This window comes from Streptomyces bicolor (genome assembly GCF_000719285.1).
Lineage (GTDB): Bacteria > Actinomycetota > Actinomycetes > Streptomycetales > Streptomycetaceae > Streptomyces > Streptomyces bicolor.
The window spans coordinates 199955-221377 of sequence record NZ_JOFS01000002.1 but is presented as its reverse complement, the minus strand read 5'-3'; the positions used below and the strand labels follow the sequence as shown (position 1 = coordinate 221377).

The following is a 21423-nucleotide window of genomic DNA, read 5'->3' as shown; positions in this document are numbered from 1 at the left end:
CTCACTACGAGAAACAGGTGAGCAACGGACCGTACGCACGCCCGTGTTGACGAAGGTAGGTTCGGGTGCGAGCGTGGTCAAACCTCGCATGTCAGACGGCCCGCCCTTCCAGTAGAACTCCGCGAAACGGCCCCCGCACCCCCCGGAGAAGCGACCCCGTATGACCTCTCCCGACACCCCGCCCACCCTTCTCGTCCTCGACGCGGACCCCCTGCCCCGCCTCGGCCGTCTCACCGGCCGCGCCCGTGTCGAGCACGCGGACGAGTCGACGCTCGCCGAGCGGCTGCCGCACGCCGACGTCCTGCTGGTCTGGGACTTCACCTCGCACGCCGTACGCGACGCCTGGCCCGGCGAGGGCCCGCGGCCGCGCTGGGTGCACACGGCGAGCGCGGGTGTGGACCATCTGATGTGCCCGGAGCTGACCGAGTCCGGCACCGTGGTCACCAACGCGCGCGGGATCTTCGACCAGCCGATCGCCGAGTACGTGGCCGCGCTGGTGCTGGCGATGGCCAAGGACCTGCCGAGGACCCTGGAGTTCCAGCGCGCCCGGGAGTGGCGGCACCGCGAGGGGCAGCGCGTGGCGGGCACGCGCGCGTGCGTGGTGGGGTCCGGGCCCATCGGCCGTACGATCGCCCGCACGCTCAAGGCCCTCGACGTCACCACCGCGCTGGTCGGCCGGGTCCCGCGCACCGGCATCCACGGCCCCGACGACCTCGACCGGCTGATGTCCCGCGCCGACTGGGTGATCGCGGCCGCGCCGCTCACCGAGCAGACGCACGGCATGTTCGACCTGCGCCGCTTCGGCGTCATGCAGCCCTCCGCCCGGTTCATCAACGTCGGGCGCGGGCAGCTTGTGGTGGAGGACGCCCTGGCCGAGGCGCTCACCAAGCGCTGGATCGCGGGTGCCGCCCTCGACGTCTTCGAGCACGAGCCCCTCGCTCCCGACAGCCCGCTGTGGGGACTGCCGGGGCTGATCGTCTCGCCGCACATGAGCGGGGACACCGTCGGCTGGCGCGATCAACTCGGTGCGCAGTTCGTGGAGTTGTACGAGAGGTGGGAGGCGGGCAGACCGCTGCTGAACGTGGTCGACAAGCAGCGTGGGTACGTACCCGGACGCTGAGGTCTACGGCTGGAGGGCGACGCATGACGGAACTCACCGAACTGACCGCCGTACAACTCCTCGACGGCTACCGAGCAGGGGAGTTCAGCCCCGTCGACGCCACCCGTGCCGCCCTGGAGCGGGCCGAGCGGATCCAGCCGGAGGTCAACGCCTTCGTACACATCACCGCCGACGAGGCGCTCGCGCGGGCCGGCGAGTCGGCCGACCGGTGGCGGCGCGGCGAACCGGCCGGCCTGCTGGACGGCGTCCCGGTCACCGTCAAGGACATCCTGCTGATGCGTGGCGCACCGACCCTCAAGGGCTCGAAAGCCATTTCGCAGGAGGGGAGCTGGGACGAGGACGCCCCCTCCGTGGCCCGTCTGCGCGCGCACGGCGCCGTGTTCCTCGGCAAGACCACGACGCCCGAGTTCGGCTGGAAGGGCGTCACCGACTCGCCCCTGTCCGGCGTCACCCGCAACCCGTACGACCCGACCCGCACCGCGGGCGGCTCCAGCGGCGGCGCGGCGGCGGCCGTGGCCCTCGGCGCGGGACCGCTCGCCCTCGGCACGGACGGCGGCGGCAGTGTCCGTATCCCGGCGGCCTTCTGCGGCATCTTCGGCCTGAAACCGACGTACGGCCGTGTCCCGCTGTATCCCGCGAGCGCCTTCGGCACCCTGGCCCATGTCGGCCCGATGACCCGCGACGTGGCCGACGCGGCACTGCTCCTCGACGTCATCGGCACGCCCGACTCCCGCGACTGGTCGGCGCTCCCGCCGGCGCCGGACTCCTTCGCCACGGCCCTGTCGGGTGGCGTGCACGGCCTGCGCGTCGCCTATTCGCCGTCCCTGGGCGGCCAGGTGGCGGTGCGGCCGGCGGTCGCGGCGGCCGTGCGGCGGGCGGTGGAGCGGCTGGCGGGTCTTGGGGCGTACGTCGAGGAGACCGACCCCGACTTCACCGACCCGGTGGACGCCTTCCACACCCTGTGGTTCACCGGGGCCGCCCGGGTGACCCAGCATCTCGGACCGCACCAGCGGGAGTTGCTCGACCCCGGCCTGCGCGAGATCTGCGGCGTGGGCGCCCGCCTCTCCGCGCTCGACTATCTGGCCGCGGTCGACACCCGCATGGAACTCGGCCGCCGCATGGGCCGCTTCCACGACACCTACGACCTCCTGGTCACCCCGACCCTCCCGATCACCGCCTTCGAGGCGGGCACGGAGGTCCCCAAGGGCTCGGGGCACCGCAGGTGGACGGGCTGGACCCCGTTCACGTACCCCTTCAACCTCACCCAGCAGCCGGCCGCCACCGTCCCCGTCGGCACGGACGGCGACGGCCTACCGATCGGCCTGCAACTCGTGGCCGCCCGGCACCGGGACGAACTGGTGCTGCGGGCGGCGCACGCGCTGTACGAGGCCGGTATCGCCGGGCTCACACCCTCCGGAAGCTGAGCGTCTCCCCCAACGCTCCCGACCGCCACAGGTCGTTGCAGGCCTCGGCCATCGCGTCGAGGCCCTCGGTCACCTGGCCCCAGACGATGCCGGGCACCCAGCCCACGTCGCCGTTGAGGAGCAGGTTGTTGCGCTCGTAGAACAGGGCCAGATCGACCACTGTCGTGCCGGGGCGGACCTCGCGGTCGTAGCCGTAGGACTTGGTGCCCAGTTCCGTGCCGGCGAAGGAGAAGTAGCAGAGATCCCCCGGGATGGGGGTGACTGTCGGGTTCTCCAGCGGCGGCTCCGACCGCGCGAACGGCGGGAAGAGGGCGTAGATCTCGTTACGGGCGTATTTGGCGTGATAGACGTCGCCGGTCAGGGGCAGGGCATCCCAGACGGCCGCGCAGGTGAGCGGGGCGCGGTCGTCCAGGAGTTTGGCCGTGCAGTGGATGCCTCGCTTGACCAGTGACACCTCGATGAACCGATCTGTCATGCCTTCCAGGGTGCATACATCGCATGGTCTCGGGTAGCCGCGCCGCCATGGCTCCACCTAATGGGAACGACAGAGACACACCTGGGCCCACGCGCCGGTCGCTGCTCGCGGGGGTGGCGGCTCTCGGTGCGCTGGGAGCGGCCGGCTGCACTCGTGTGGCGACGGCATCGACGGAGGACGGCGGCGACCTGCTCGACCGGCTGCGCGCGGCGGGCGTCGTACGGCTGGGCATCGCCGGGGAGATCCCCTTCGGCTACATCGACAAGAACGGCGAGTTGACCGGCGAGGCGCCGGAACTGGGCAAGGCCATCTTCAAACGGCTGGGCGTCGACCGGGTCCAGCCGGTGCCGACCGAGTTCGGGTCACTGATACCCGGGCTGAACTCTCAGCAGTTCGATGTCGTCGCGGCCGGGATGTACGTCAATCCCGAGCGCTGTGAACAGGTCATCTTCTCCGACCCCGACTATCAGATGCTCGACTCCTTCATCGTCAGGAAGGGCAACCCCAAAGGGCTGCACGACTACAAGGATGTCGTCGAGAAGGGGGCCAAGTTCGCGACCGGGACCGGCTACGCCGAGATCCAGTACGCCGTCGAGGCGGGGTACAAGGAGAGCGACATCCTCATCGTGCCGGACCAGGTCGCGGGGCTGAACGCCGTCGAGGCGGGACGCGTGGACGTCTTCGCCGGTACGGCGCTCACCACCCGTGAGGTGGTGAAGAAGTCGGCCAAGGCGGAGGCCACCAAGGCCTTCGCGCCCCTCGTCGGCGGCGAACCGCACGTCGACGGCGGCGCCTTCGCCTTCCGGCCCACCGAGACGAAGCTGCGGGACGCCTTCAACGTCGAGCTGCACAAGCTGAAGAAGAGCGGCGAGCTGTTCCGCATCCTCAAGCCCTTCGGCTTCACCGAGGCCGAGATGACCGACCTCACCGCGAAGGAGCTGTGCGGAGGGGGGACAGGCGGATGACCCCGGGACTCTGGGAACTCGTACTCAAGGGGGTCTGGACCACCGTCCAGCTCCTCGTCCTCAGCGCGCTGCTGGCCGCGGCCGTGTCGTTCGTGGTCGGGATCGCGCGGACCCATCGACTGTGGATCGTCCGCTTCCTCGCGGGCTTCTACACCGAGGTGTTCCGCGGGACCTCCGCCCTCGTCATGATCTTCTGGGTGTTCTTCGTGCTGCCCCCGGCCTTCGGCTGGCAGCTGGTGCCCCTGTGGGCGGGCACGCTGGCGCTCGGGCTGACCTACGGGGCGTACGGCTCGGAGATCGTGCGCGGTGCGCTGGGTGCGGTCGACCCGGCGCAGAAGGAGGGCGGGATCGCGCTCAGCTTCACGCCGTGGCAGCGGATGCGGCTGATCCTGCTGCCGCAGGCGGTGCCGGAGATGATCCCGCCGTTCTCCAACCTGCTGATCGAGCTGCTCAAGGGCACTGCCCTGGTGTCGATCATGGGCATGGGCGACCTCGCCTTCAGCGGCAACCTGGTGCGGCTGGCGCTGCAGGAGAGCGCGGAGATCTACACGTACATCCTGCTCATCTACTTCGTGATCGCCTTCGCTCTCACCCGGGTGATGCGCGGGCTGGAGCAGAAGCTGAAGGCGAACGTGGGCAAGAAGCCGGAGCGCAAGGTCGTGGTGCCCGATCCGGTGGGCCAGGGCGTCGGTGTCATCGGAGGTGGTGGCTCGTGAAGTGGGACTGGGGAGCGGTCGCCGACTTCATGCCGCTGTTCTGGGACGGTCTGCTGGTCACCCTGCAGGCTCTCGCCCTCGGCTCGCTGATCTCGTTCGTGCTGGGTCTGGTGTGGGCGCTGCTGATGCGCACGCCGACGCGCTGGGTGCGCTGGCCGGTCGGGGTGGTCACCGAGTTCGTGCGCAACACCCCGCTGCTGGTGCAGCTGTTCTTCCTGTTCTATGTGATGCCCGAGTGGGGCCTGACCATGTCCGCGCTGACCACCGGGGTCATCGGCATCGGCCTGCACTACTCGACGTACACGATGCAGGTCTACCGCGCCGGCATCGAGGCGGTCCCCGTCGGCCAGTGGGAGGCCGCGACGGCGCTGAACCTGCCGGTCGCGAGGACCTGGCGGGTGGTGATCCTGCCGCAGGCGATCCGCCGGGTCGTGCCGGCGCTCGGCAACTACGTGATCGCGATGCTCAAGGACACGCCGATGCTGATGGCGATCACCGTCCTGGACATGCTGGGCCAGGCACGGCTGTTCTCGCAGCAGAACTTCCAGTTCACCGAGCCCCTGACCGTGATCGGCGTGGCCTTCATCCTCATCTCCTACCTGGCCTCCCTCCTTCTGCGAGCCCTGGAGCGACGTCTTGTCCACTGACATCCAGCACAACCCCGAGAAGAACCCCGCCGACAACCGCCCGGGCGGCGAGCTGATCAGACTCGAGCAGATCACCAAGCGGTTCGGCGACAACACCGTCCTCGACCACCTGGACTTCTCCGTCGAGGCCGGCAAGCACGTGACGCTGATCGGGCCGTCCGGCTCGGGCAAGACGACGATCCTGCGACTGCTGATGACGCTGACCAAGCCGGACGAGGGCCGGATCACCGTGGACGGGGAGCAGCTGTTTCCCGCCACCGAGAAGCAGATCCGTGAGGTCCGCAAGAAGATCGGGATGGTGTTCCAGCAGTTCAACCTGTTCCCGAACATGTCGGTGCTGCGGAACATCACGGAGGCCCCGGTCACCGTCCTCGGCCTGCCGAAGGACGAGGCGGAGGCACGCGCCCGGGAACTGCTCGATCTGGTGGGCCTGGCCGACAAGTGCGACGCCTATCCGTCCCAGCTGTCCGGCGGGCAGCAGCAGCGGGTGGCGATCGCGCGGGCGCTGGCCATGCGGCCCAAGGTGCTGCTGCTCGACGAGGTGACGTCCGCGCTGGACCCGGAGCTGGTCGCGGGCGTCCTCGACCTGCTGCGGGACATCGCCCGCACCACCGACATCACCATGCTCTGTGTGACCCACGAGATGAATTTCGCCCGGGACATCTCGGACCAGGTCCTGATGTTCGACTCCGGCCGGGTCATCGAGTCCGGCTCCCCGGAGAAGATCTTCAACGACCCCGAGAACGACCGGACCCGGGAGTTCCTCAGCGCGGTGCTGTGACGTCGGCCACGGCCCCGGTCGCCGGAGCATGTCCTGGACATATGCCAATGGGCTATCACCGCAGTTGAGGGCATCGTAATCTCGTCAACAACCGCTCACTACAAGCCTCTTGGCGGTTATCGTGGAGGGGATTGGCTGACTGGAATCGGGCCCAATCCGACGAGCTCAGCAGAGCTCGGAAGAGCGACGTGCGACCGCAGGGGGAACCGTGGCGCTGCAGCACGAGCCGACGACGCCGTACCACTCGGCCCAGGACGCCCTGCGCGTCCTGGAGACCGTGGCACGGCACAGCACCGGAATCACCGACGCCGAGCTCGCCCGGCACACCCGCATCGGCCCGGAGCGCCTGACCAGCCTCCTGCGGATGCTGCGCCGGGAGGGCTACGTCGAGCAGGTCGCCGACGGGGCGTACGTCACCGGCGACGCCCTGAACCGTCTCGGTTCCGCGCGGGGCCGCGAGCAGGCCCTGCGCGAGAACCTCCAGCGCGCCCTGGACCGGCTGCGCGACTCGGTCGGCGCCGCCGTCTACATCAGCCGGTACGTCGACGGCGAGGTCAAGATCGACCAGTACGCCGCCGGTCCGACCATGCCCGTGGTCAACGAGTGGGTCGACTTCCGCTTCTCCGCCCACGCCACCGCGATCGGCAAGAGCCTGCTCGGCCAGCTCGACCACAACGGCCGGCGCGACCACCTCTCCCGGCACAAGATGGCCCGCCTCACCTCGCGCACGATCACCAGCGACAAGGTCCTGCTCTCCCGCCTGGAGTCCCAGCCGCCGACGGTCCCCCACCTCGACCTCCAGGAGTACGCGGTGGGCACGGTGTGCGCGGCCGTCCCGATCACGGCCGGGTCATCGGTGGGCTGCCTCGCCCTGTCCCTCCCGGTCGAGCACGCCCACCGCCTGAAGCAGGCGGCGGACACACTGAACCGGAACGCGGCGCCGGTGCTGCTGTCGCTGGCGATCTAGGTCTCCGCCCAGCACCAAGGGACCTGGTCCGGGGTGGTCAGAAGCACCCCTCCGGACCAGGTAGTATTTTCTCTGTCGCCAGCTGCGGGAGCACAGTGAACGCGGTCGGCGGGAGTCATGCGCCGCTAGCTCAGTTGGTTAGAGCAGCTGACTCTTAATCAGCGGGTCCGGGGTTCGAGTCCCTGGCGGCGCACTTCTGAGGGGCCTTTCGTGGGAGCGAGAGGCCCCTCAAAGTTTTCCGGGTGCCGCGAGGGCGGCTGGGGGTCTGGGGGTTATCCCCCAGGAGATGCAGCATCAGCGGGTCCGGGGTTCGAGTCCCTGGCGGCGCACTTGCGAAGGGCCTCTCGTGGGAGCGAGGGGCCCTTCGACGTAGGTCAGGGCATCCGCGTCGGTCATCCTCCGGTACGCCCGCTCCCCGTCCGGCCGCCACCACACCGGGTCGGCACACCGCAGCCCCTCGCGCCTGAGCCCCGCCCGATGGATCTTGTTCGTGGCGGTCACCGGCATCCGCTCCACGACCCGCACGAACCGGGGTGCCATCTTCGTCCCGAGATCGGGCTGGGCGAGCAGGAACCCGGCGAAGCCGTCCGGATCGAACTGCCCCGCGATCGTCGCCATCACCTGGTCCCCGGTCACCGGATCCGGCACCGCGTACACGGCCACGGCGACCGCGCCCTCGTACCGGGCGAGGATGTTCTCGATCATCGCGGCGGACAGGTTCTCCCCGTCCACCCGGAGCCGGTCGTCAGCACGCCCCGCGAAGTACAGATAGCCGTCGGCGTCCCGGCAGAACAGGTCCCCCGTCCAGTACCAGCCCTCCCGCCGCCGCTCCGCCTCCGCCTCGGGGTTGCGCCAGTACCCCTCGAAGGGGTTCGGCCCCCGGTTGACCAGCTCCCCGATGGCCTCGTCCCCGTTGAGCAGCCGCCCGCCCCCGTCGAAGACGGCCGGCGGACACTCCGCGCAGGTCTCCGGATCGAGTACGACGAGCCCGGGCGCCGCCCGCCCGACGGCTCCCGGCGGCGTCCCCGGCGACCACTGCACGGCGGCCCCGCCCTCGGACGAGCCGTACCCCTCCACCAGCCGCACCCCGAACCGCCGCTCGAAGGCGGCCGCGTCCACGGCGCCCGCCTCGGTGCCGAAGCCGAGCCGCAGTGCGTGGTCCCGGTCGTCGGGGCGCGGCTCGGTGGCGAGGAGGTACTGGATCGCGCGGCCGACGTAGGTGAAGTACGTCGCCCGACACCGCCGTACGTCCGTCAGGAACCCCGACGCCGAGAACCGCCGCCGCAGCGCCACCCCTGCTCCGGCCGCGAGGGCGGGTGCCCAGTCGGCGATGACCGCGTTGCCGTGGAACATCGGCATGCAGATGTAGTGCACGTCGTCGGGGCGGACACCGAACTGGCCGGCCAGCGAGCGCCCGGCCGCCGCCAGCCTGCCCTGGGTGCAGATCGCGGCCTTGGGGGCGCCGGTCGAGCCGGAGGTGAAGTAGAGCAGGAGACGGTCGTGCGGGGTGGCGCGGGAGGGGTCGGGGCGGGCGTCGGCGTAGGGCGCGAGCAGGGCGTCGTATTCCTGGGTGCCGGTCAGCAGCAGGCGGACGCCGGGCAGGTCGAGGCCGTCGAGCAACGGCAGGTGCGCCCGCTCGGTGATCAGGATCCGGCACTCGGTGTGCAGGATGTCGCGGGCGAGTTCGGGGCCCCGGCGGGTGGGGTTGATGCCGGCGACGGCGGCTCGGGCGAGGGACGCCGCGCTCAACCACAGGGGGTATTCAGGGGTGTTGTCCAGGAGTACCCCGATGTGCGAGCGGGGCGGCACCAGGTCGGCCAGCAGCGCCGCCCGGGCCGCGGCGCCCGCCGCCATCTGGTCGTGGGTGAGCGTCCGCCCCTCGAACCACAGTCCCGGCCGGTGGTCGCCCCACCGCGCCGCCACGAGCTCCGCGACCGTAGGCCTGTTGGACTCCATGGCGGGGCACGGTAGTTGATGGTCCGTCAGATGTGGAGGGTCACGGGGTCATCGTCACGCCGTCGACGACGACGGTGTCGACGGTGTCACCGCTGTCCTCGCCGAAGCCGAATTCCGCCGACATCTGCTGGAACGTGACCATGAAGACGACACAGACCGCCGCGACCACACCGAGGAAAGCCAGGGGGAGGACGGTGGACGCCGCCAGCCTGGCGCGGCCCGGGGCCTTGGCCGTGGCGACCACGTCCGGGCCCTCGGCGTAGTGGACGGTGACGATGTCACCCTCGATCGTCGTCGCCGGGCCGTCCTCCTCCTCGAAGCGGACGACGCGGCCGTCGCGCGTGGTGAACTCGTAGACGTGGTGCAGCGTGGTGCTCACGGAAGTGTCGTTGCCGCCGCCATGGGTCGTCGTGAACATCCGCAGACAGCGGGCCTCGGCCGTCAACCCGCTGTTCCAGGCACTGCGGATCTGCAGCGAGCGGCGCACCACGCGGTACGCGCCGAAGAGGACGACGGCCAGGATGAGGCCGGGCACGAAGTAGAAGATGAGGTCCATTGCGCTTCCCCCGAGGTCAGGTACCGCTGATTGTGGGGAACCTACCCCCGGGGGAAGCACGCCGGCCTCAAGTAACGCTCAGAGATCCGAGGCGCGATCAGAAGGTGACGTCGGAGCAGGCGTAGAACGCGTTGCCCGTGTCGGCGATCGTCCACACCGCGAGGATGACGTGGTGACCGCTCAGCCCGGACGGCAGGGTGCCGCTGTGGGAGAGCGTGGCCGGTGGCCGCTGCCCGTTGTACGGGATCGTCAGGAACGGGGTGAGGTTGAGGTCGGAGCGGGCCAGGTTGTGGTTCTGGTTCCAGCCCGGCTTGGTGACGTAGTACTTGAAGTCGGTCGTGGCGTGCATGGCCGTGAACTGCCAGCGGAAGGTGTAGCTCTGGCCGCCCGTCACCCTGGTGGTGGGCCAGGCGGCGCCGGACGGCGTCCTGGGCGCGCTGAGCTGGGCGAACTGACCCAGCCCGGCGTTGCAGATCTGCCCGTCGGCCGGGCCTGCGCCCGGGAAGCCCTTCGGGCCCTCCACGCTCTGCGGCTCCCACTGGATGGAGCCGCAGTTGGTCACGGTGCCGTTCTGGCAGAGCTTCTGCCGGCTTATGGGGAGGTCGGTGTAGCCGTGGCTGCTCGCGCCTCCGGTCGAGAGCACGAGGGCCCCGGCCGTGGTGAGTCCGAGTGCGGCGGCGTACCACTTGGCCTTTCTGCGCATGCTGCTGCTCCTGGGAACGTGGGGGATGTTCAGTGAGCTTGCAGGTCTAGACCAAGTCCCAGATTATTGCTGACTGTTGAACATGTCCATACCAATCGAGGAACATGTTCGACGGGCCGTCAGGGAGCGCTCTCGCCGTTGCCCACGCAGAACGCCACCGTCAAGTCCTTGACCAGCGCCTTGCGTTCGTAGTCGTCCAGCTCGACCAGACCCCGCAGGGTCAGCTGGGTCACCGTGTCCTCCACCGAGTCGACGACCGAGGTGAGCACGGTCGTCCGGTTCTGCGCGTCCAGCGCGGCGATACGGCGGCGGTGCATGGCGGCGGCGACCTCGGGCGCGTACTCCACCCGCACCGGCCGCACCGAGAACACCTCCAGCCCGACCGCCCCCGCGTCCCGCACCACCAGCCGGGTCAGGGTGTCCGCGGCCGCCTCCACGGAACCCCGCGCGGCACCCGGCACCTCCACCGGTACCCGGGCCAGCGCAGCCTCGACGCACTCGCGCAGATATGCCTCGTGGTCCTCCACCCCGAGCGTCGCCCGCGCCGTGTCCTTGACCCGCCACACCACCAGGACCACGGTGCGCAGCGCGACCCCGTTGCCGTCCGCCGCCGGCATCTCCCCACTGCGCCAGTGCCGCAGCCGTACGTCGACCCGGCGCCGCAGCGTCAGCGGGTTGACCCACAACAGGCCGGTGCGCCGGACCGTCCCCCGGTAGCGGCCGAACAGCTCGAGCACCCAGGCCCGCCCGGTCCGCCCCCGGGCCAGCCCGCCGAACCCGAAGAGCCCCAGCGCCCCCGCCCCCGTGTACGCCGCCCACTGCGCCGGCCCCAGCCCCGCGGACGCCGGCAACCACAACACCTCCACCGCGGGCGCCGGCAGCACCCCGGCCCACCACGAGGTGACCAGGCACCCGGCCGCCCCACAGGTCCCCGCGAACACACCCGCCGCCCCGGGCAGCACCCGCGCCGGCCGCTCCACCAGGTCGGGGTCGACCTCGGCCAGGGGGTGCGGCTTCTCCGGCACCGGGCGGCGCAGGCGCGGCTGCTCCCCCGTGCCCTGCCGGCGCGCCACGACCGTCGGCCTGAGCGGCACGGACACCGGGTCGGGGCCGTCGCGGAACAGCAGGTGGACGGGGATCTCGGTGGTCGCCTCGTTCTGGATCAGCCGGGCGGGGCGGGCGGGCCCCTCGGCCGGCTCCGCGAGCCCCTCGGGCTCGGGCGTGGGAGAAGTGGTCGTGCTCATGCGTTGCCTCCAGCCTCCGCGCCAGATGCGTCACAGGAAGGTCGTACAGCCGTTGGTGCGCCCAGTACTCCCCGCAGCCCGCAGCCCCCGCGGTCCTCGCAGCTCTGCGAGTCCGCTACGAGAACAACCGCCGCCATGTCTCCGGCCCCGGACAGCCGTCCGCCGCGCCGCCCCGCCAGCCCTGGGCGCGCTGGAAGTCCTCGACGCCACGCCGGTCCGCCTCGCCCCAGCTCGGTCCCGGCGCGTTCTTGTAGTGCTTGCCGAAACCCTTCTTCACCAGTTGTCCGCGGAGCTGGGTGACGTACTCGTTGCCGACGCCCGGCCGGAACATCGCCCGTCCCGGATACCCCGGCACCCCGTGCGACGCCGGCGCCACGACCGCCGGAGCCCCATGGCCACCCGCCCCGCCCGTCCCGGCCTCCTCCACCGGCGCCGGGACGTCCTTGCCCTTTCCCGTCACCAGCAGCGCCCACGTCCGCGCCCCCGGCAGCCCGTCCGCGTCCCGGCCCCGCCAGCCCTGCGCCAGTTGGAAGGCCCGGGTGGCCCTGCGGTCGGCGTCGGTCCAGCGGGGGCCTGGGCCGTTGGGGTAGAACCGGCCGGCGCCGCGCTCGACGAGCATGCGGCCCAGTCGGGCGACGTGCTTGTTGTTGGCCCCGGGGCCGAAATACGCCCGTCCCGGATACGGCACCGCGTGCTCCGCGTCGGCGCGCCCGGTGTCCGGTTTCGCGCCCGTCGCGCCGCTCACCAGTCCCTTGTAGCGGTAGGCCAGGTAGCGGTCGGAGTGGCTCCAGTAGGCGTAGGGGGTGACCAGTCGGCGGGCGTGGGGGCGGGTCGACTCATAGGCGACGTAGTAGGTGCGCGTGTAGTCGGTCCAGCCGCCGAAGATAACGACGTGCGAGCCCTGCTCGGGGTCATCCGGATTGTGGAACAGCAGAATGTCGCCGGGCTGCAGATCCTCCCTGGAGATTCGCACGCCGTACTGGTCGAGGCTGCCGGTCCATTCGTTTCCGGGCAGATTCCAGGCCATCGAGACGAAGCCGGAGCAGTCCTGCCGGTATCCGTCGGACCAGTACTCGGACATGCTGTACGGCACCCTCGCCGCGACCCATTTCTTGGCCCGCCTGATGATCTCCGCGCGGGTGGTCGCGGGCGTCTTCACGTGGCCCGGCTCCGTCGCCTGCCCGCCTGGGCCGTACAGCGGAGCCTTGCCGCCCTGGGGCGAAGCGGGCTCGTCACCTGCGGGAACACCCGGCCGGTCGGGGGCGTGGGCGGCGGCGAGGGCCGGAGCCGCGTGGCCGACGGCGAGAGTGGTGGAGGCGGCTGCGGCGACGATCAGCGCCCGGCCGGCCGCCGGGTGGCGGGCGGTCGTGGAATGCGGCAGGACGCGGCGCCAGTGAACACATCCGGGGCAGTCGCAGCCACTCTCCGGATCGAATTCCTCGAATACCGGAGCCTGAGTCTCCATGCGATTCCCCTCACACTCCAGATGGAAAATGTCCGCGGCTGTACACACCGCCAGTTTCACAACTGTCATCACGACGCGCATGTTGACGGTCCGAATGGTTTACGGGGCCGCCGCGGCCTCCGGTCATCCCCGGCCCGTGGTCAGGAGCACCCCCGCAGGTCATGTAGAGTTAACGCCGTCAGCACGCGCCGCTAGCTCAGTTGGTTAGAGCAGCTGACTCTTAATCAGCGGGTCCGGGGTTCGAGTCCCTGGCGGCGCACGATGACGATGGCGAGCCATGATCGCAAAAACCGCGATCCTGGCTCGCCATCGTCGGTTCTGCGCGGCTTCAGCCCGGAAGCCCCTCGTGCAAGCGAGGGGCTTCCGGTGTGTTTGGCCGGATACCCTCTGGCCATGGCAGCTCGTGACCTGCAGGAGCGGATCAAGAAGCTCATCATCGACCGCCGGCTGGCCTCCGGGGCCCCGCTGCCGACGGAGCCGGAGTTGATGGCGCACCTCGGTGCCAGCCGGAACTCCGTGCGCGAGGCACTCAAGGGGCTGCAGGCGATGGGCATCGTGGAGATCCGGCACGGGTTCGGGACGTACGTCGGCACGATGTCGCTCGCCCCGATGGTCGAGGGCCTCGCCTTCCGGACGGTCGCCGGGCACCACCGGGGCGAGGACACCCTGCTCCAGCTGCTGCAGCTGCGAGAGGCCGTGGAGACGGGGCTGGTCTCGCGGCTCGCGGGGCGAATACCGGACGCCGACCTCGTTGAACTGGACGCGCTCGTCGACCGTATGGAAGAGCAGGCCGCGCGGGGCGGCGACGGGATCGCCGAGACCGACCGGGCGTTTCACGCCACCCTCTACCGGGGGTTGGACAACGCACTGCTGGGCGAGGTGATGGAGGCGTTCTGGGACACCTTCCACCGCGTCCACACCGATCTCGGCGGCGCGCCGCAGGATCCGCTGGTCACCTGCCGGCAGCACCGGGAGATCGTGGACGCGGTGCGGTCGGGCGATGCGATACGAGCGGAGAAGGCCATAAGCGAGCACTTCGGCAACATCCGCGTCCGCGTATCCACAACGGGTACACAACACCCCCACAGGTGCCACAATGAGCGCGTATGACCGGTAAACACCTCGTTTCGCATCTTGCGATCATGTGGAACGACGGAGACCCTGGTGATTGGTTTTTCAAGATGCTGCGGATTCGCGGCAGTTGGGGGGCAAGGAGCCGGTTGCCGGTTTTCGACGGGGAGTAGGGGGCCCTGTTCATGACCGCATGCCGAGGGGGGCATGATGCAACCGGAAGGTCGCTGTTCCATGTCTAAGGTGGAGAAGATGTGGTGACTGCGGCCCACCACTGATACGGCTGTGACGGTCGAGGGGGACCGGAGCGGCTGTAAAGGAACCGACAGACACGCGGTTGAACCGCGTGTGGGGGGATGACTCATGACGTCGACGCCGACGGGCGCCCGGCAGAACTTCGACCCGTCTCAGACCGCCCAGCTAAGGGTGCCTTCGCTGACCCGGACCGGGGCCTTCCGCAGGATCAAGAAGACGCTGCCGAAGTACGACTACGAGCACTACAGCCGGTTGGCCGGCCCCCTCACGCAGCCCGACCCGAACAAGCCGTACCGGGTCGAGTACCGCTCGCTGATCTCCCAGGAGCCGCACCGCATCAGGGTCGCACTGATGCTGGCCGCCGCCCCGGTGCTCTCCCTGGTCCTGCTGTTCTGGCTGCTGCAGCCCGAGCACTGGACCGAACGGGACTATCCCGCCTATGACTTCCTGCCGGCGCTCGACATGGTCATGCTCGTCTCGATCGGTCTGATCGAGTTCTTCCGCTGTATGAACGTGCTGTCCAACGCGCACGCCACGCTGGTCGCCCGGGACCCGATCCCGGTGGTGCCGGAGACCGGCACGAGAGTCGCCTTCCTCACCTCCTTCGTGCCCGGCAAGGAGCCGCTGGAGATGGTGACGAAGACCCTGGAGGCGGCCGTCAAGCTGCGCCACCGGGGCCTTCTGCACGTCTGGCTCCTGGACGAGGGCGACGACCCGGAGGTCAAGGAGGTCTGCAAGCGGCTCGGCGTGCACCACTTCTCCCGCAAGGGCGTCGCCAAGTGGAACCAGGCCAAGGGCCCGCACCGCGCCAAGACCAAGCACGGCAACTACAACGCCTGGCTCGACGCCCACGGCGACGACTACGACTTCTTCGCCTCGGTCGACACCGACCACGTGCCGCTGCCGAACTACCTGGAGCGGATGCTCGGCTTCTTCCGCGACCCGAACGTCGGCTTCGTCATCGGCCCGCAGGTGTACGGCAACTACGACAACTTCGTCACCAAGGCCGCCGAATCCCAGCAGTTCCTCTTCCACGCCCTGATCCAGCGGGCGGGCAACAAGTACGGCTCCCCGATGTTCGTGGGTACGTCGAACGCCGTACGCATCAAGGCGCTCAAGCAGATCGGCGGCCTGTACGACTCGATCACCGAGGACATGGCGACCGGCTTCGAGATCCACCGCCACAAGAACCCGGCGACGGGCAAGAAGTGGCGGTCCGTGTACACGCCGGACGTGCTCGCCGTCGGTGAAGGGCCCAGCGCCTGGACGGACTTCTTCACCCAGCAGATGCGCTGGTCGCGAGGGACGTACGAGACGATCCTCAAGCAGTACTGGAAGGGCTGGTACTCGCTGCCGCCGAGCAAGCTCTTCAACTACACGATGATGATCATCTTCTACCCGATGTCCGCCCTCAACTGGATCCTGGCGGCGCTTAGTTGTGCGCTGTTCCTGGGCCTGGGTGCCTCGGGTGTGAACATCGACCCCACGATCTGGCTGATGCTGTACGGCAACGCCTCCGCGCTCCAGATCGGCCTGTACGTCTGGAACCGCCGCCACAACGTCTCGCCGCACGAGCCCGAGGGCTCCGGCGGTGTGGCCGGCATGGTGATGTCCGCGCTGTCGGCGCCGCTGTACGCGAAGGCGCTGATCGACTCGGTGCTGCGCAAGAAGAGCAAGTTCGTGGTGACGCCCAAGGGCGATTCCGCGAGCCCCGACCGGTGGTTCGGGACCTTCCGGTACCACTGGTACTTCATCGTGATCTTCGGTGCGTCGATCGCCGCCGGATTCGTGTACGGGCACTCGCACCCCGCGATGATCATCTGGGCGACCTTCGCCATGCTGATCACCGCGACGCCGATCTTCGCCTGGCGCTACATGCTGCGGCAGGAGAAGAAGGGGCCGTCCGCGACGGTGCCTGCCCAGCCGACGTCGTACCAGCCGGCGCCGCAGCCGCTGCCCACTCAGCAGGCGCACACGCCGCACGCACACGCGCCGCATGCCCCGCAGCACAAGCCGAGCTGGGCCGCGTCGAACAGTGGCGGTGGCAGTGGCGGCGGCAGCGGAGGTAACGACCAGACAATGCAGATCGCCCTTGGTGGACTTGGGGGACGTAAGGAATGAACGACCGTGCAGGCCGCCGCCGCGCCCGTCGACTCGCGATAGGTACGGCGGTGGTACTCGCGCTGGCCGGAATGAACGGGCCGTGGCTGTATCGCGTCGGCACCGAGAAATACCACCAGTACCAAATCAACAGACCCGAGTACAAAGCCGAGAACGGCAAGTGGGAGATCGTCGAGTTCCCCGAGGAGTACCGCCAGAACACCATCCACGCGGCGCTCCTGCACACCGGCAAGGTGCTGTTGATCGCGGGCTCGGGCAACAATCAGGACAACTTCGACGCGAAGAAGTACGACACCCGGATCTGGGACCCGGTCAAGGGCACGATCAAGAAGGTGCCGACACCGAACGACCTGTTCTGCACCGGCCACACCCAGCTCGCCAACGGCAATCTGCTGATCGCGGGCGGTACGAAGCGGTACGAGAAGCTGAAGGGTGACGTCACCAAGGCCGGCGGCCTGATGATCGTCCACAACGAGAACCCGGACAAGCCGATCACGCTGCCCGCGGGCACCAAGTTCACCGGCAAGGAGAACGGCAAGACGTTCGTCTCCAAGGACCCGGTGCTGGTGCCGCGCGCCAAGAAGGTCTTCGACAAGGCGACCGGCAAGTTCCTGCGCAACGACCCCGGTCTCGGCCGGATCTACGTCGAGGCGCAGAAGAAGGGCCGCCAGCACGAGACCGGCACCCAGGACAACTACCGCGTCCAGGGCCTGACCGGCGCCGACGCGCGCAACACGTACGGCATCGCGCAGAAGCTGGCCCTCGACAAGAAGGACTTCCAGGGCATCCGGGACGCCTACGAGTTCGACCCGGTCGCCGAGAAGTACATCAAGGTCGACCCGATGAAGGAGGCCCGCTGGTACCCGACGCTCACCACCCTGAGCGACGGCAAGATCCTCAGCGTCTCCGGCCTCGACGACATCGGCCAGCTGGTGCCGGGCAAGAACGAGGTGTACGACCCGAAGACCAAGAAGTGGACGTACACGGCGAAGGAGCGGCAGTTCCCGACGTATCCGGCGCTGTTCCCGATGCAGAACGGCAAGATCTTCTACTCGGGTTCCAACGCGGGCTACGGCCCTGACGACGTGGGCCGCGACCCGGGCATCTGGGACGTCGACACCGACAAGTTCACCAAGCTGCCCGGGCTGAGCGATCCCAAGCTGATGGAGACCTCGGGCACCGTGCTGCTGCCGCCGGCGCAGGACGAGAAGTACATGGTGATCGGCGGCGGTGGCGTCGGCGAGTCCAAGGAGTCCAGCGAGAAGACGCGGATCATCGATCTGAAGGCGAACGACCCGAAGTTCGTGGACGGGCCGTCGCTGGAGAAGGGCACGCGGTATCCGCAGGCGTCGGTGCTGCCGGACGACTCCGTGCTGGTGTCGGGCGGTTCCGAGGACTACCGGGGTCGCGGCGACTCCAACATCCTGCAGGCGCACCTGTACCACCCGGACTCGAACGACCTGGACCGGGTCGCCGACCCGCTGGTGGGCCGCAACTACCACTCCGGGTCGATCCTGCTGCCCGACGGCCGGGTGATGTTCTTCGGCTCCGACTCGCTGTTCAGCGACAAGGCCAACACCAAGCCGGGCAAGTTCGAGCAGCGGATCGAGATCTACACGCCGCCCTATCTCTACGGGGACGCACAGCCGACGCTGTCGGGCGGCCCGCAGACCATCAAACGCGGCGGGGCGGGCACGTTCACCTCGCAGCACGCCTCGTCCATCGAGAACGTACGGCTGATCCGGCCGAGTGCGTCGACGCACGTCACGGATGTGGATCAGCGGTCGGTGGCGCTGGACTTCAAGAAGTCCGGCGACAAGATCACGGTGACGGTGCCGACGAATCGGAATCTGGTTCCGTCGGGGTGGTACATGCTGTTCGTCACGGACGATCAGGGGACGCCGAGCAAGGCGCAGTGGGTCAAGGTCCCCTAGGCCCTGTCGTCAAATTCCCGCCTGTCCGGCGGACAAGCGATCGGGGGTGCCCTTCGTCATGAAGGGCACCCCCGATGCACGTAGCAGCTACTTGCTGGCCTTCGCCAGGTTCAGGGCGTACTCCGCCCACCACTCCCCCGCCTTCGGGCCGCCCTTGCACTCGCCGTCCGACTCTCCCGGGCGCTTGACCCACACGTACGCGTCGACCAGCGGGTCCGTCGTCTTCGTGGTCGGGGTCTCGCCCAGCGCGCGGCCGGGCGGGTTGCACCAGCGCTCGTCCGGGTTGCCCTCGGTGTAGGGGCCGTTGCCGTTGCGGCTGGTGTCGATCACGAACGGCTTGTTGCCCACCTTGGCGGAGAGTTCCTTGCCGTACGCGATCGAGTCCTTGGTCGTGTAGAAGTTGGAGACGTTGACCGAGAAGCCGTCGGCCTGGTCGATGCCGGCCCGCTTCAGCGGCTCGAAGATCTGGTCCGGGTGGCCCCAGCCGGCGTTGCCCGCGTCCAGGTAGACCTTGGTGTTCTTCAGGGACTTGAGCTTGGTGACGGCGCCGTTGAGGAGGTCGTAGCGCTCCTCGTGATACTCCGGGGCCGTGCAGTTGTCCACCATGTGCAGCACCGCGTCCGGCTCCAGGATCACCGTCGCCGGACGGTCGCCGATTCCCTTGGCGACGCTGTCGACGAACGCCCGGTACGCGTTGCCGTCCGCGGCGCCGCCCTCCGAGAACTGGCCGCAGTCGCGGTGCGGGATGTTGTAGAGGACGAGCAGCGCCGTGCGGCCCGCCTTGTCTGCGGCCTCGGTGAAGCCGCGTGCCTGTTCCTCCGGGCTCTCGGGGCTGATCCACTCGCCCGTCGGCTGCTGGGCTATCTTGCGGATCTGCTCGGCGTCCTCCTTCTGGCCGGCCTTCTGGTAGGCCACGACCTGCTGCGCCGCGTTCCCGTCCGGGTTCACCCAGAACGGGTCGGTGTCCTTGGGCTGCTGACTGATCCCGGCACCGGTGCCGTCCTCCGGCTCGTCGCCGCCCCCGTCGGACGAACAGCCCGCGACCAGCAGTGCCGCCCCAAGCACCACCGCGGACGTCCGAGCGCGAGCCCCCCTCCGGGCCCCCCTCTTCAGGTACATCCAACTCCCCCTTGGGTGCACTGTTCCAAGACTCAATCCTGACATACCCGCCGTGGGGCACACGAGGTCGCCGAGCCTTGTCGGAGAGCTGTTACAGCCATCTGTACGGCTCCGATGAGCAGAGTAGGTTTGCGCGTCCGTAAGGCTCGGTCGACAGGGGATACAGGGGAAGGGGCGCGTCATGCACCGGTCCACCCGGGACATACGGCTGGCGGAGGCGTTGGTGGAGACGGCGGACACCCTCGTCGACGGGTTCGAGGCCGCGCACTACTTACCTCGCGTCGCGGATCACTGTGTGCGGTTACTGGCCGCGCGGGCGGCCGGGTTCATGCTGATCGACGACGACGGGACGGTGTCGCTGACGGCGAGCGACGCGCATCGGGAGGTCGCGCTCGATCTGCTGCGGGCTCAGCGGGGTGGCGGGCCCTGCCTGGACAGCTACAGCTCCGGCCGGCCGGTGCCGCCGGTCTCGATCGGGGCGGCCCGGGCCGCCGCGCGCTGGCCGGAGTTCACGCAGCGGGCGCTGGCCCACGACATCGCCGGCACCTTCGCGGTCCCGCTGCGCCGTCAGGAGCGGCTGCTGGGGGCGCTCAACGTCTTTGTGGCCACGCTGCCCGGGGAAGCCGCGCCGGACGACGGCACCCAGCTGCGGCTGGCCCAGGTCATCGCCGACTGCGCCGCCCTCGGGCTGCAGAACCACGCGGCGTACGCCCAATGCCGCACCCTCGCCGGTCAGTTGCAGCGGGCGCTGTCCAGCAGGGTGCGCATCGAGCAGGCCAAGGGCATGCTCGCCGAGCGCTGGAACACCCCGGCCGACCACGCCTTCGTGGCGCTGCGCCAGTACGCGCGCCGCCACCAACTCCCCCTGGACCGGGTCGCGCAGGCGGTCATCGACCGGGTCGCGGACGACGCCGAGCTGCGCCGGGAGGCCGGGGGCGGAGACGGCGAGGGACGCGCGTAGCACGCCGCGCCAGGGGCGGGCGTCCCCTGCCGCCTGACCCTCTAGGCCCCGGCGGCCATCCGTTCTAGAGTCGTTTCCGGCCGACCCCAGCCCCCGGTCGGACCATCCCCACTGGTCACACGAGACCTCCCGCGCCGGTCGCCGGGTTACTCCCGCAGCCCGTGCGCGCGCGGTTGAGGACCAGCCCGGTCGGCGGCTTCGGGGGAGCGGTCGTCGACCGGGCAGGTGCGGGCGCACGGTCCCACGTCGTGTGCCGTGTCACAGCCCCGTGCCCGTGAGGTACGCCGACACGATCACGTTCGCCGTGTAGCTGCGGGTCGTGCGGTCGAAGGTGCCGCCGCAGGTGATCAGGCGGAGTTCGGCCCGGCCGGTGTGGTGGGCGCCGTACGCCTGGTGGGCGTCGAAGCGGTCGCGGGCCACGACGCGTACGTTCTCCACGGTGAACTCGGCGACCCTGCCGTCGTCGCGGAGCACCCGTAGCGTCGCGCCCGGCCTCAGCGCGCCGATCCGGTGGAAGACGGCCGGCCGGGTCTCGGTGTCGACGTGCCCCACGATCAGCGCGGCCCCGGCGGCCCCCGGTTTCACCCCGGCCGCGTACCAGCCGACGGCGTCGGCCCGGTCGTAGGGCGGCGGATCGATGGCGCCCCGCGAGTCGAGCCCCCGGGCGACGACGGGTGCCTGCACGCCGAGCCCTGGGATGTCGAGGCGCTGCGGCAGCGCGTCGCCCATCGGCCGTGCTGCGATCGGCAGCCGCACCTGCTGGGGCCGTCCGACGGCGGCGACGTCGCCGGACACCGGCGCGGACACGGCCTGCCGTACGTCGGTGACCTCCCACCCCCACAGCCACAGCCCGACCAGCAGGACGGCCCAGGTCACGCCCATGAGGAGGCGGCCGCGGTGGGAGGTGCGTTCGTCGCCGGACATGGTCAGCGCGACCCGTCTC

The 21423-nt window shown here is 69.7% G+C and carries 19 protein-coding genes and 2 tRNA genes; 13 read left to right on the top strand and 8 right to left on the bottom strand.

Annotation, left to right across the window (positions count from 1 at the left end; genetic code table 11):
- Nucleotides 1–160: 160 nt before the first annotated feature.
- Complete coding sequence (locus tag IF78_RS0103175; protein ID WP_031478489.1) at nucleotides 161–1120, top strand: D-2-hydroxyacid dehydrogenase; 960 nt, start codon at nucleotides 161–163, stop codon at nucleotides 1118–1120.
- Nucleotides 1121–1143: 23 nt separating this feature from the next.
- Nucleotides 1144–2544, top strand: coding sequence for an amidase (locus IF78_RS0103170; RefSeq protein ID WP_031478488.1), 1401 nt, complete (start codon nucleotides 1144–1146; stop codon nucleotides 2542–2544).
- On the opposite strand, the gene IF78_RS0103165 is transcribed toward IF78_RS0103170, so the two are convergent.
- The gene (locus tag IF78_RS0103165; RefSeq protein WP_031478487.1) at nucleotides 2525–3019 is read right to left on the bottom strand and encodes a DUF3830 family protein; all 495 of its coding nucleotides are present in this window, start codon (nucleotides 3017–3019) and stop codon (nucleotides 2525–2527) included. The two genes, IF78_RS0103170 and IF78_RS0103165, sit on opposite strands and share 20 nt — an antisense overlap.
- Nucleotides 3020–3042: 23 nt before the next feature.
- On the opposite strand from IF78_RS0103165, the gene ehuB reads away from it, so the two are divergent.
- The 6 genes from ehuB (at nucleotide 3043) to IF78_RS0103135 (ending at nucleotide 7288) form a co-directional block, all read left to right on the top strand.
- Entirely contained in the window at nucleotides 3043–3984 is a 942-nt protein-coding gene (ehuB, locus tag IF78_RS0103160) for an ectoine/hydroxyectoine ABC transporter substrate-binding protein EhuB (RefSeq protein WP_425314592.1), read from the top strand.
- Entirely contained in the window at nucleotides 3981–4700 is a 720-nt protein-coding gene (gene ehuC, locus IF78_RS0103155; protein WP_031478484.1) for an ectoine/hydroxyectoine ABC transporter permease subunit EhuC, read from the top strand. Before ehuB ends, ehuC begins: the two co-directional genes overlap by 4 nt.
- Nucleotides 4697–5347, top strand: a complete 651-nt coding sequence (gene ehuD, locus IF78_RS0103150; protein ID WP_031478483.1) for an ectoine/hydroxyectoine ABC transporter permease subunit EhuD — start codon at nucleotides 4697–4699, stop codon at nucleotides 5345–5347. The genes ehuC and ehuD overlap by 4 nt, the downstream gene beginning before the upstream one ends.
- Complete coding sequence (gene ehuA, locus IF78_RS0103145) at nucleotides 5337–6128, top strand: ectoine/hydroxyectoine ABC transporter ATP-binding protein EhuA (RefSeq protein ID WP_031478481.1); 792 nt, start codon at nucleotides 5337–5339, stop codon at nucleotides 6126–6128. Before ehuD ends, ehuA begins: the two co-directional genes overlap by 11 nt.
- A 208-nt stretch (nucleotides 6129–6336) precedes the next feature.
- The gene (locus IF78_RS0103140) at nucleotides 6337–7095 is read left to right on the top strand and encodes an IclR family transcriptional regulator (protein ID WP_031478480.1); all 759 of its coding nucleotides are present in this window, start codon (nucleotides 6337–6339) and stop codon (nucleotides 7093–7095) included.
- A 119-nt stretch (nucleotides 7096–7214) separates the two neighbouring features.
- A tRNA-Lys gene (locus tag IF78_RS0103135) sits at nucleotides 7215–7288 on the top strand.
- 101 nt (nucleotides 7289–7389) lie between these two features.
- On the opposite strand, the gene IF78_RS0103130 is transcribed toward IF78_RS0103135, so the two are convergent.
- The 5 genes from IF78_RS0103130 to IF78_RS0103110 form a co-directional block, all read right to left on the bottom strand.
- Entirely contained in the window at nucleotides 7390–9051 is a 1662-nt protein-coding gene (locus IF78_RS0103130) for an AMP-binding protein (RefSeq protein WP_031478478.1), read from the bottom strand.
- Nucleotides 9052–9091: 40 nt separating this feature from the next.
- Nucleotides 9092–9607 carry a DUF3592 domain-containing protein gene (locus tag IF78_RS0103125; protein ID WP_063762144.1) on the bottom strand — a complete coding sequence of 172 codons (516 nt, stop codon included), beginning with the start codon at nucleotides 9605–9607 and terminating at the stop codon, nucleotides 9092–9094.
- Nucleotides 9608–9704: 97 nt separating this feature from the next.
- Nucleotides 9705–10310, bottom strand: a complete 606-nt coding sequence (locus IF78_RS0103120) for a lytic polysaccharide monooxygenase auxiliary activity family 9 protein (protein WP_031478475.1) — start codon at nucleotides 10308–10310, stop codon at nucleotides 9705–9707.
- A gap of 119 nt (nucleotides 10311–10429) precedes the next feature.
- Complete coding sequence (locus IF78_RS0103115; protein ID WP_031478473.1) at nucleotides 10430–11554, bottom strand: SPFH domain-containing protein; 1125 nt, start codon at nucleotides 11552–11554, stop codon at nucleotides 10430–10432.
- 115 nt (nucleotides 11555–11669) lie between these two features.
- Entirely contained in the window at nucleotides 11670–13019 is a 1350-nt protein-coding gene (locus IF78_RS0103110) for a peptidoglycan-binding protein (RefSeq protein WP_031478472.1), read from the bottom strand.
- Nucleotides 13020–13204: 185 nt separating this feature from the next.
- On the opposite strand from IF78_RS0103110, the gene IF78_RS0103105 reads away from it, so the two are divergent.
- From IF78_RS0103105 to glxA, 4 genes are all read left to right on the top strand, one after another.
- Nucleotides 13205–13278: transfer RNA gene (locus tag IF78_RS0103105), tRNA-Lys, on the top strand.
- A gap of 134 nt (nucleotides 13279–13412) precedes the next feature.
- Nucleotides 13413–14129 carry a FadR/GntR family transcriptional regulator gene (locus IF78_RS0103100; protein ID WP_031478470.1) on the top strand — a complete coding sequence of 239 codons (717 nt, stop codon included), beginning with the start codon at nucleotides 13413–13415 and terminating at the stop codon, nucleotides 14127–14129.
- 324 nt (nucleotides 14130–14453) lie between these two features.
- Complete coding sequence (locus IF78_RS0103095; protein WP_031478469.1) at nucleotides 14454–16466, top strand: glycosyltransferase family 2 protein; 2013 nt, start codon at nucleotides 14454–14456, stop codon at nucleotides 16464–16466.
- Nucleotides 16463–18400: a radical copper oxidase GlxA gene (gene glxA, locus IF78_RS0103090; protein WP_031478468.1), complete on the top strand. Its 1938-nt coding sequence runs from the start codon at nucleotides 16463–16465 to the stop codon at nucleotides 18398–18400. Before IF78_RS0103095 ends, glxA begins: the two co-directional genes overlap by 4 nt.
- An 87-nt stretch (nucleotides 18401–18487) precedes the next feature.
- Here the strand turns inward: glxA and IF78_RS0103085 are convergent, their stop codons facing one another.
- Nucleotides 18488–19519, bottom strand: a complete 1032-nt coding sequence (locus IF78_RS0103085) for a glycoside hydrolase family 6 protein (protein ID WP_031478466.1) — start codon at nucleotides 19517–19519, stop codon at nucleotides 18488–18490.
- A gap of 181 nt (nucleotides 19520–19700) precedes the next feature.
- Between IF78_RS0103085 and IF78_RS0103080 the strand changes: the two genes are divergently transcribed.
- Nucleotides 19701–20480 (top strand): GAF and ANTAR domain-containing protein, encoded by a 780-nt coding sequence (locus IF78_RS0103080; RefSeq protein ID WP_031478464.1) that lies wholly within the window; start codon nucleotides 19701–19703, stop codon nucleotides 20478–20480.
- Between the two features lie 258 nt (nucleotides 20481–20738).
- On the opposite strand, the gene IF78_RS0103075 is transcribed toward IF78_RS0103080, so the two are convergent.
- Nucleotides 20739–21404 (bottom strand): class F sortase, encoded by a 666-nt coding sequence (locus IF78_RS0103075; protein WP_031478462.1) that lies wholly within the window; start codon nucleotides 21402–21404, stop codon nucleotides 20739–20741.
- Between the last annotated feature and the right edge of the window lie 19 nt (nucleotides 21405–21423).

Bases quoted from the DNA above. Each gene is read 5' to 3' on its own strand.
- IF78_RS0103095 (WP_031478469.1), top strand. From the start codon at position 14,454: ATGACGTCGACGCCGACGGGCGCCCGGCAGAACTTCGACCCGTCTCAG.
- IF78_RS0103120 (WP_031478475.1), bottom strand. From the start codon at position 10,310: ATGCGCAGAAAGGCCAAGTGGTACGCCGCCGCACTCGGACTCACCACG.
- IF78_RS0103110 (WP_031478472.1), bottom strand. From the start codon at position 13,019: ATGGAGACTCAGGCTCCGGTATTCGAGGAATTCGATCCGGAGAGTGGC.
- ehuB (WP_425314592.1), top strand. From the start codon at position 3,043: ATGGTCTCGGGTAGCCGCGCCGCCATGGCTCCACCTAATGGGAACGAC.
- glxA (WP_031478468.1), top strand. From the start codon at position 16,463: ATGAACGACCGTGCAGGCCGCCGCCGCGCCCGTCGACTCGCGATAGGT.
- IF78_RS0103085 (WP_031478466.1), bottom strand. From the start codon at position 19,519: ATGTACCTGAAGAGGGGGGCCCGGAGGGGGGCTCGCGCTCGGACGTCC.
- IF78_RS0103165 (WP_031478487.1), bottom strand. From the start codon at position 3,019: ATGACAGATCGGTTCATCGAGGTGTCACTGGTCAAGCGAGGCATCCAC.
- IF78_RS0103170 (WP_031478488.1), top strand. From the start codon at position 1,144: ATGACGGAACTCACCGAACTGACCGCCGTACAACTCCTCGACGGCTAC.
- IF78_RS0103100 (WP_031478470.1), top strand. From the start codon at position 13,413: ATGGCAGCTCGTGACCTGCAGGAGCGGATCAAGAAGCTCATCATCGAC.
- IF78_RS0103080 (WP_031478464.1), top strand. From the start codon at position 19,701: ATGCACCGGTCCACCCGGGACATACGGCTGGCGGAGGCGTTGGTGGAG.
- IF78_RS0103125 (WP_063762144.1), bottom strand. From the start codon at position 9,607: ATGGACCTCATCTTCTACTTCGTGCCCGGCCTCATCCTGGCCGTCGTC.
- ehuC (WP_031478484.1), top strand. From the start codon at position 3,981: ATGACCCCGGGACTCTGGGAACTCGTACTCAAGGGGGTCTGGACCACC.
- IF78_RS0103175 (WP_031478489.1), top strand. From the start codon at position 161: ATGACCTCTCCCGACACCCCGCCCACCCTTCTCGTCCTCGACGCGGAC.
- IF78_RS0103115 (WP_031478473.1), bottom strand. From the start codon at position 11,554: ATGAGCACGACCACTTCTCCCACGCCCGAGCCCGAGGGGCTCGCGGAG.
- IF78_RS0103130 (WP_031478478.1), bottom strand. From the start codon at position 9,051: ATGGAGTCCAACAGGCCTACGGTCGCGGAGCTCGTGGCGGCGCGGTGG.
- IF78_RS0103075 (WP_031478462.1), bottom strand. From the start codon at position 21,404: ATGTCCGGCGACGAACGCACCTCCCACCGCGGCCGCCTCCTCATGGGC.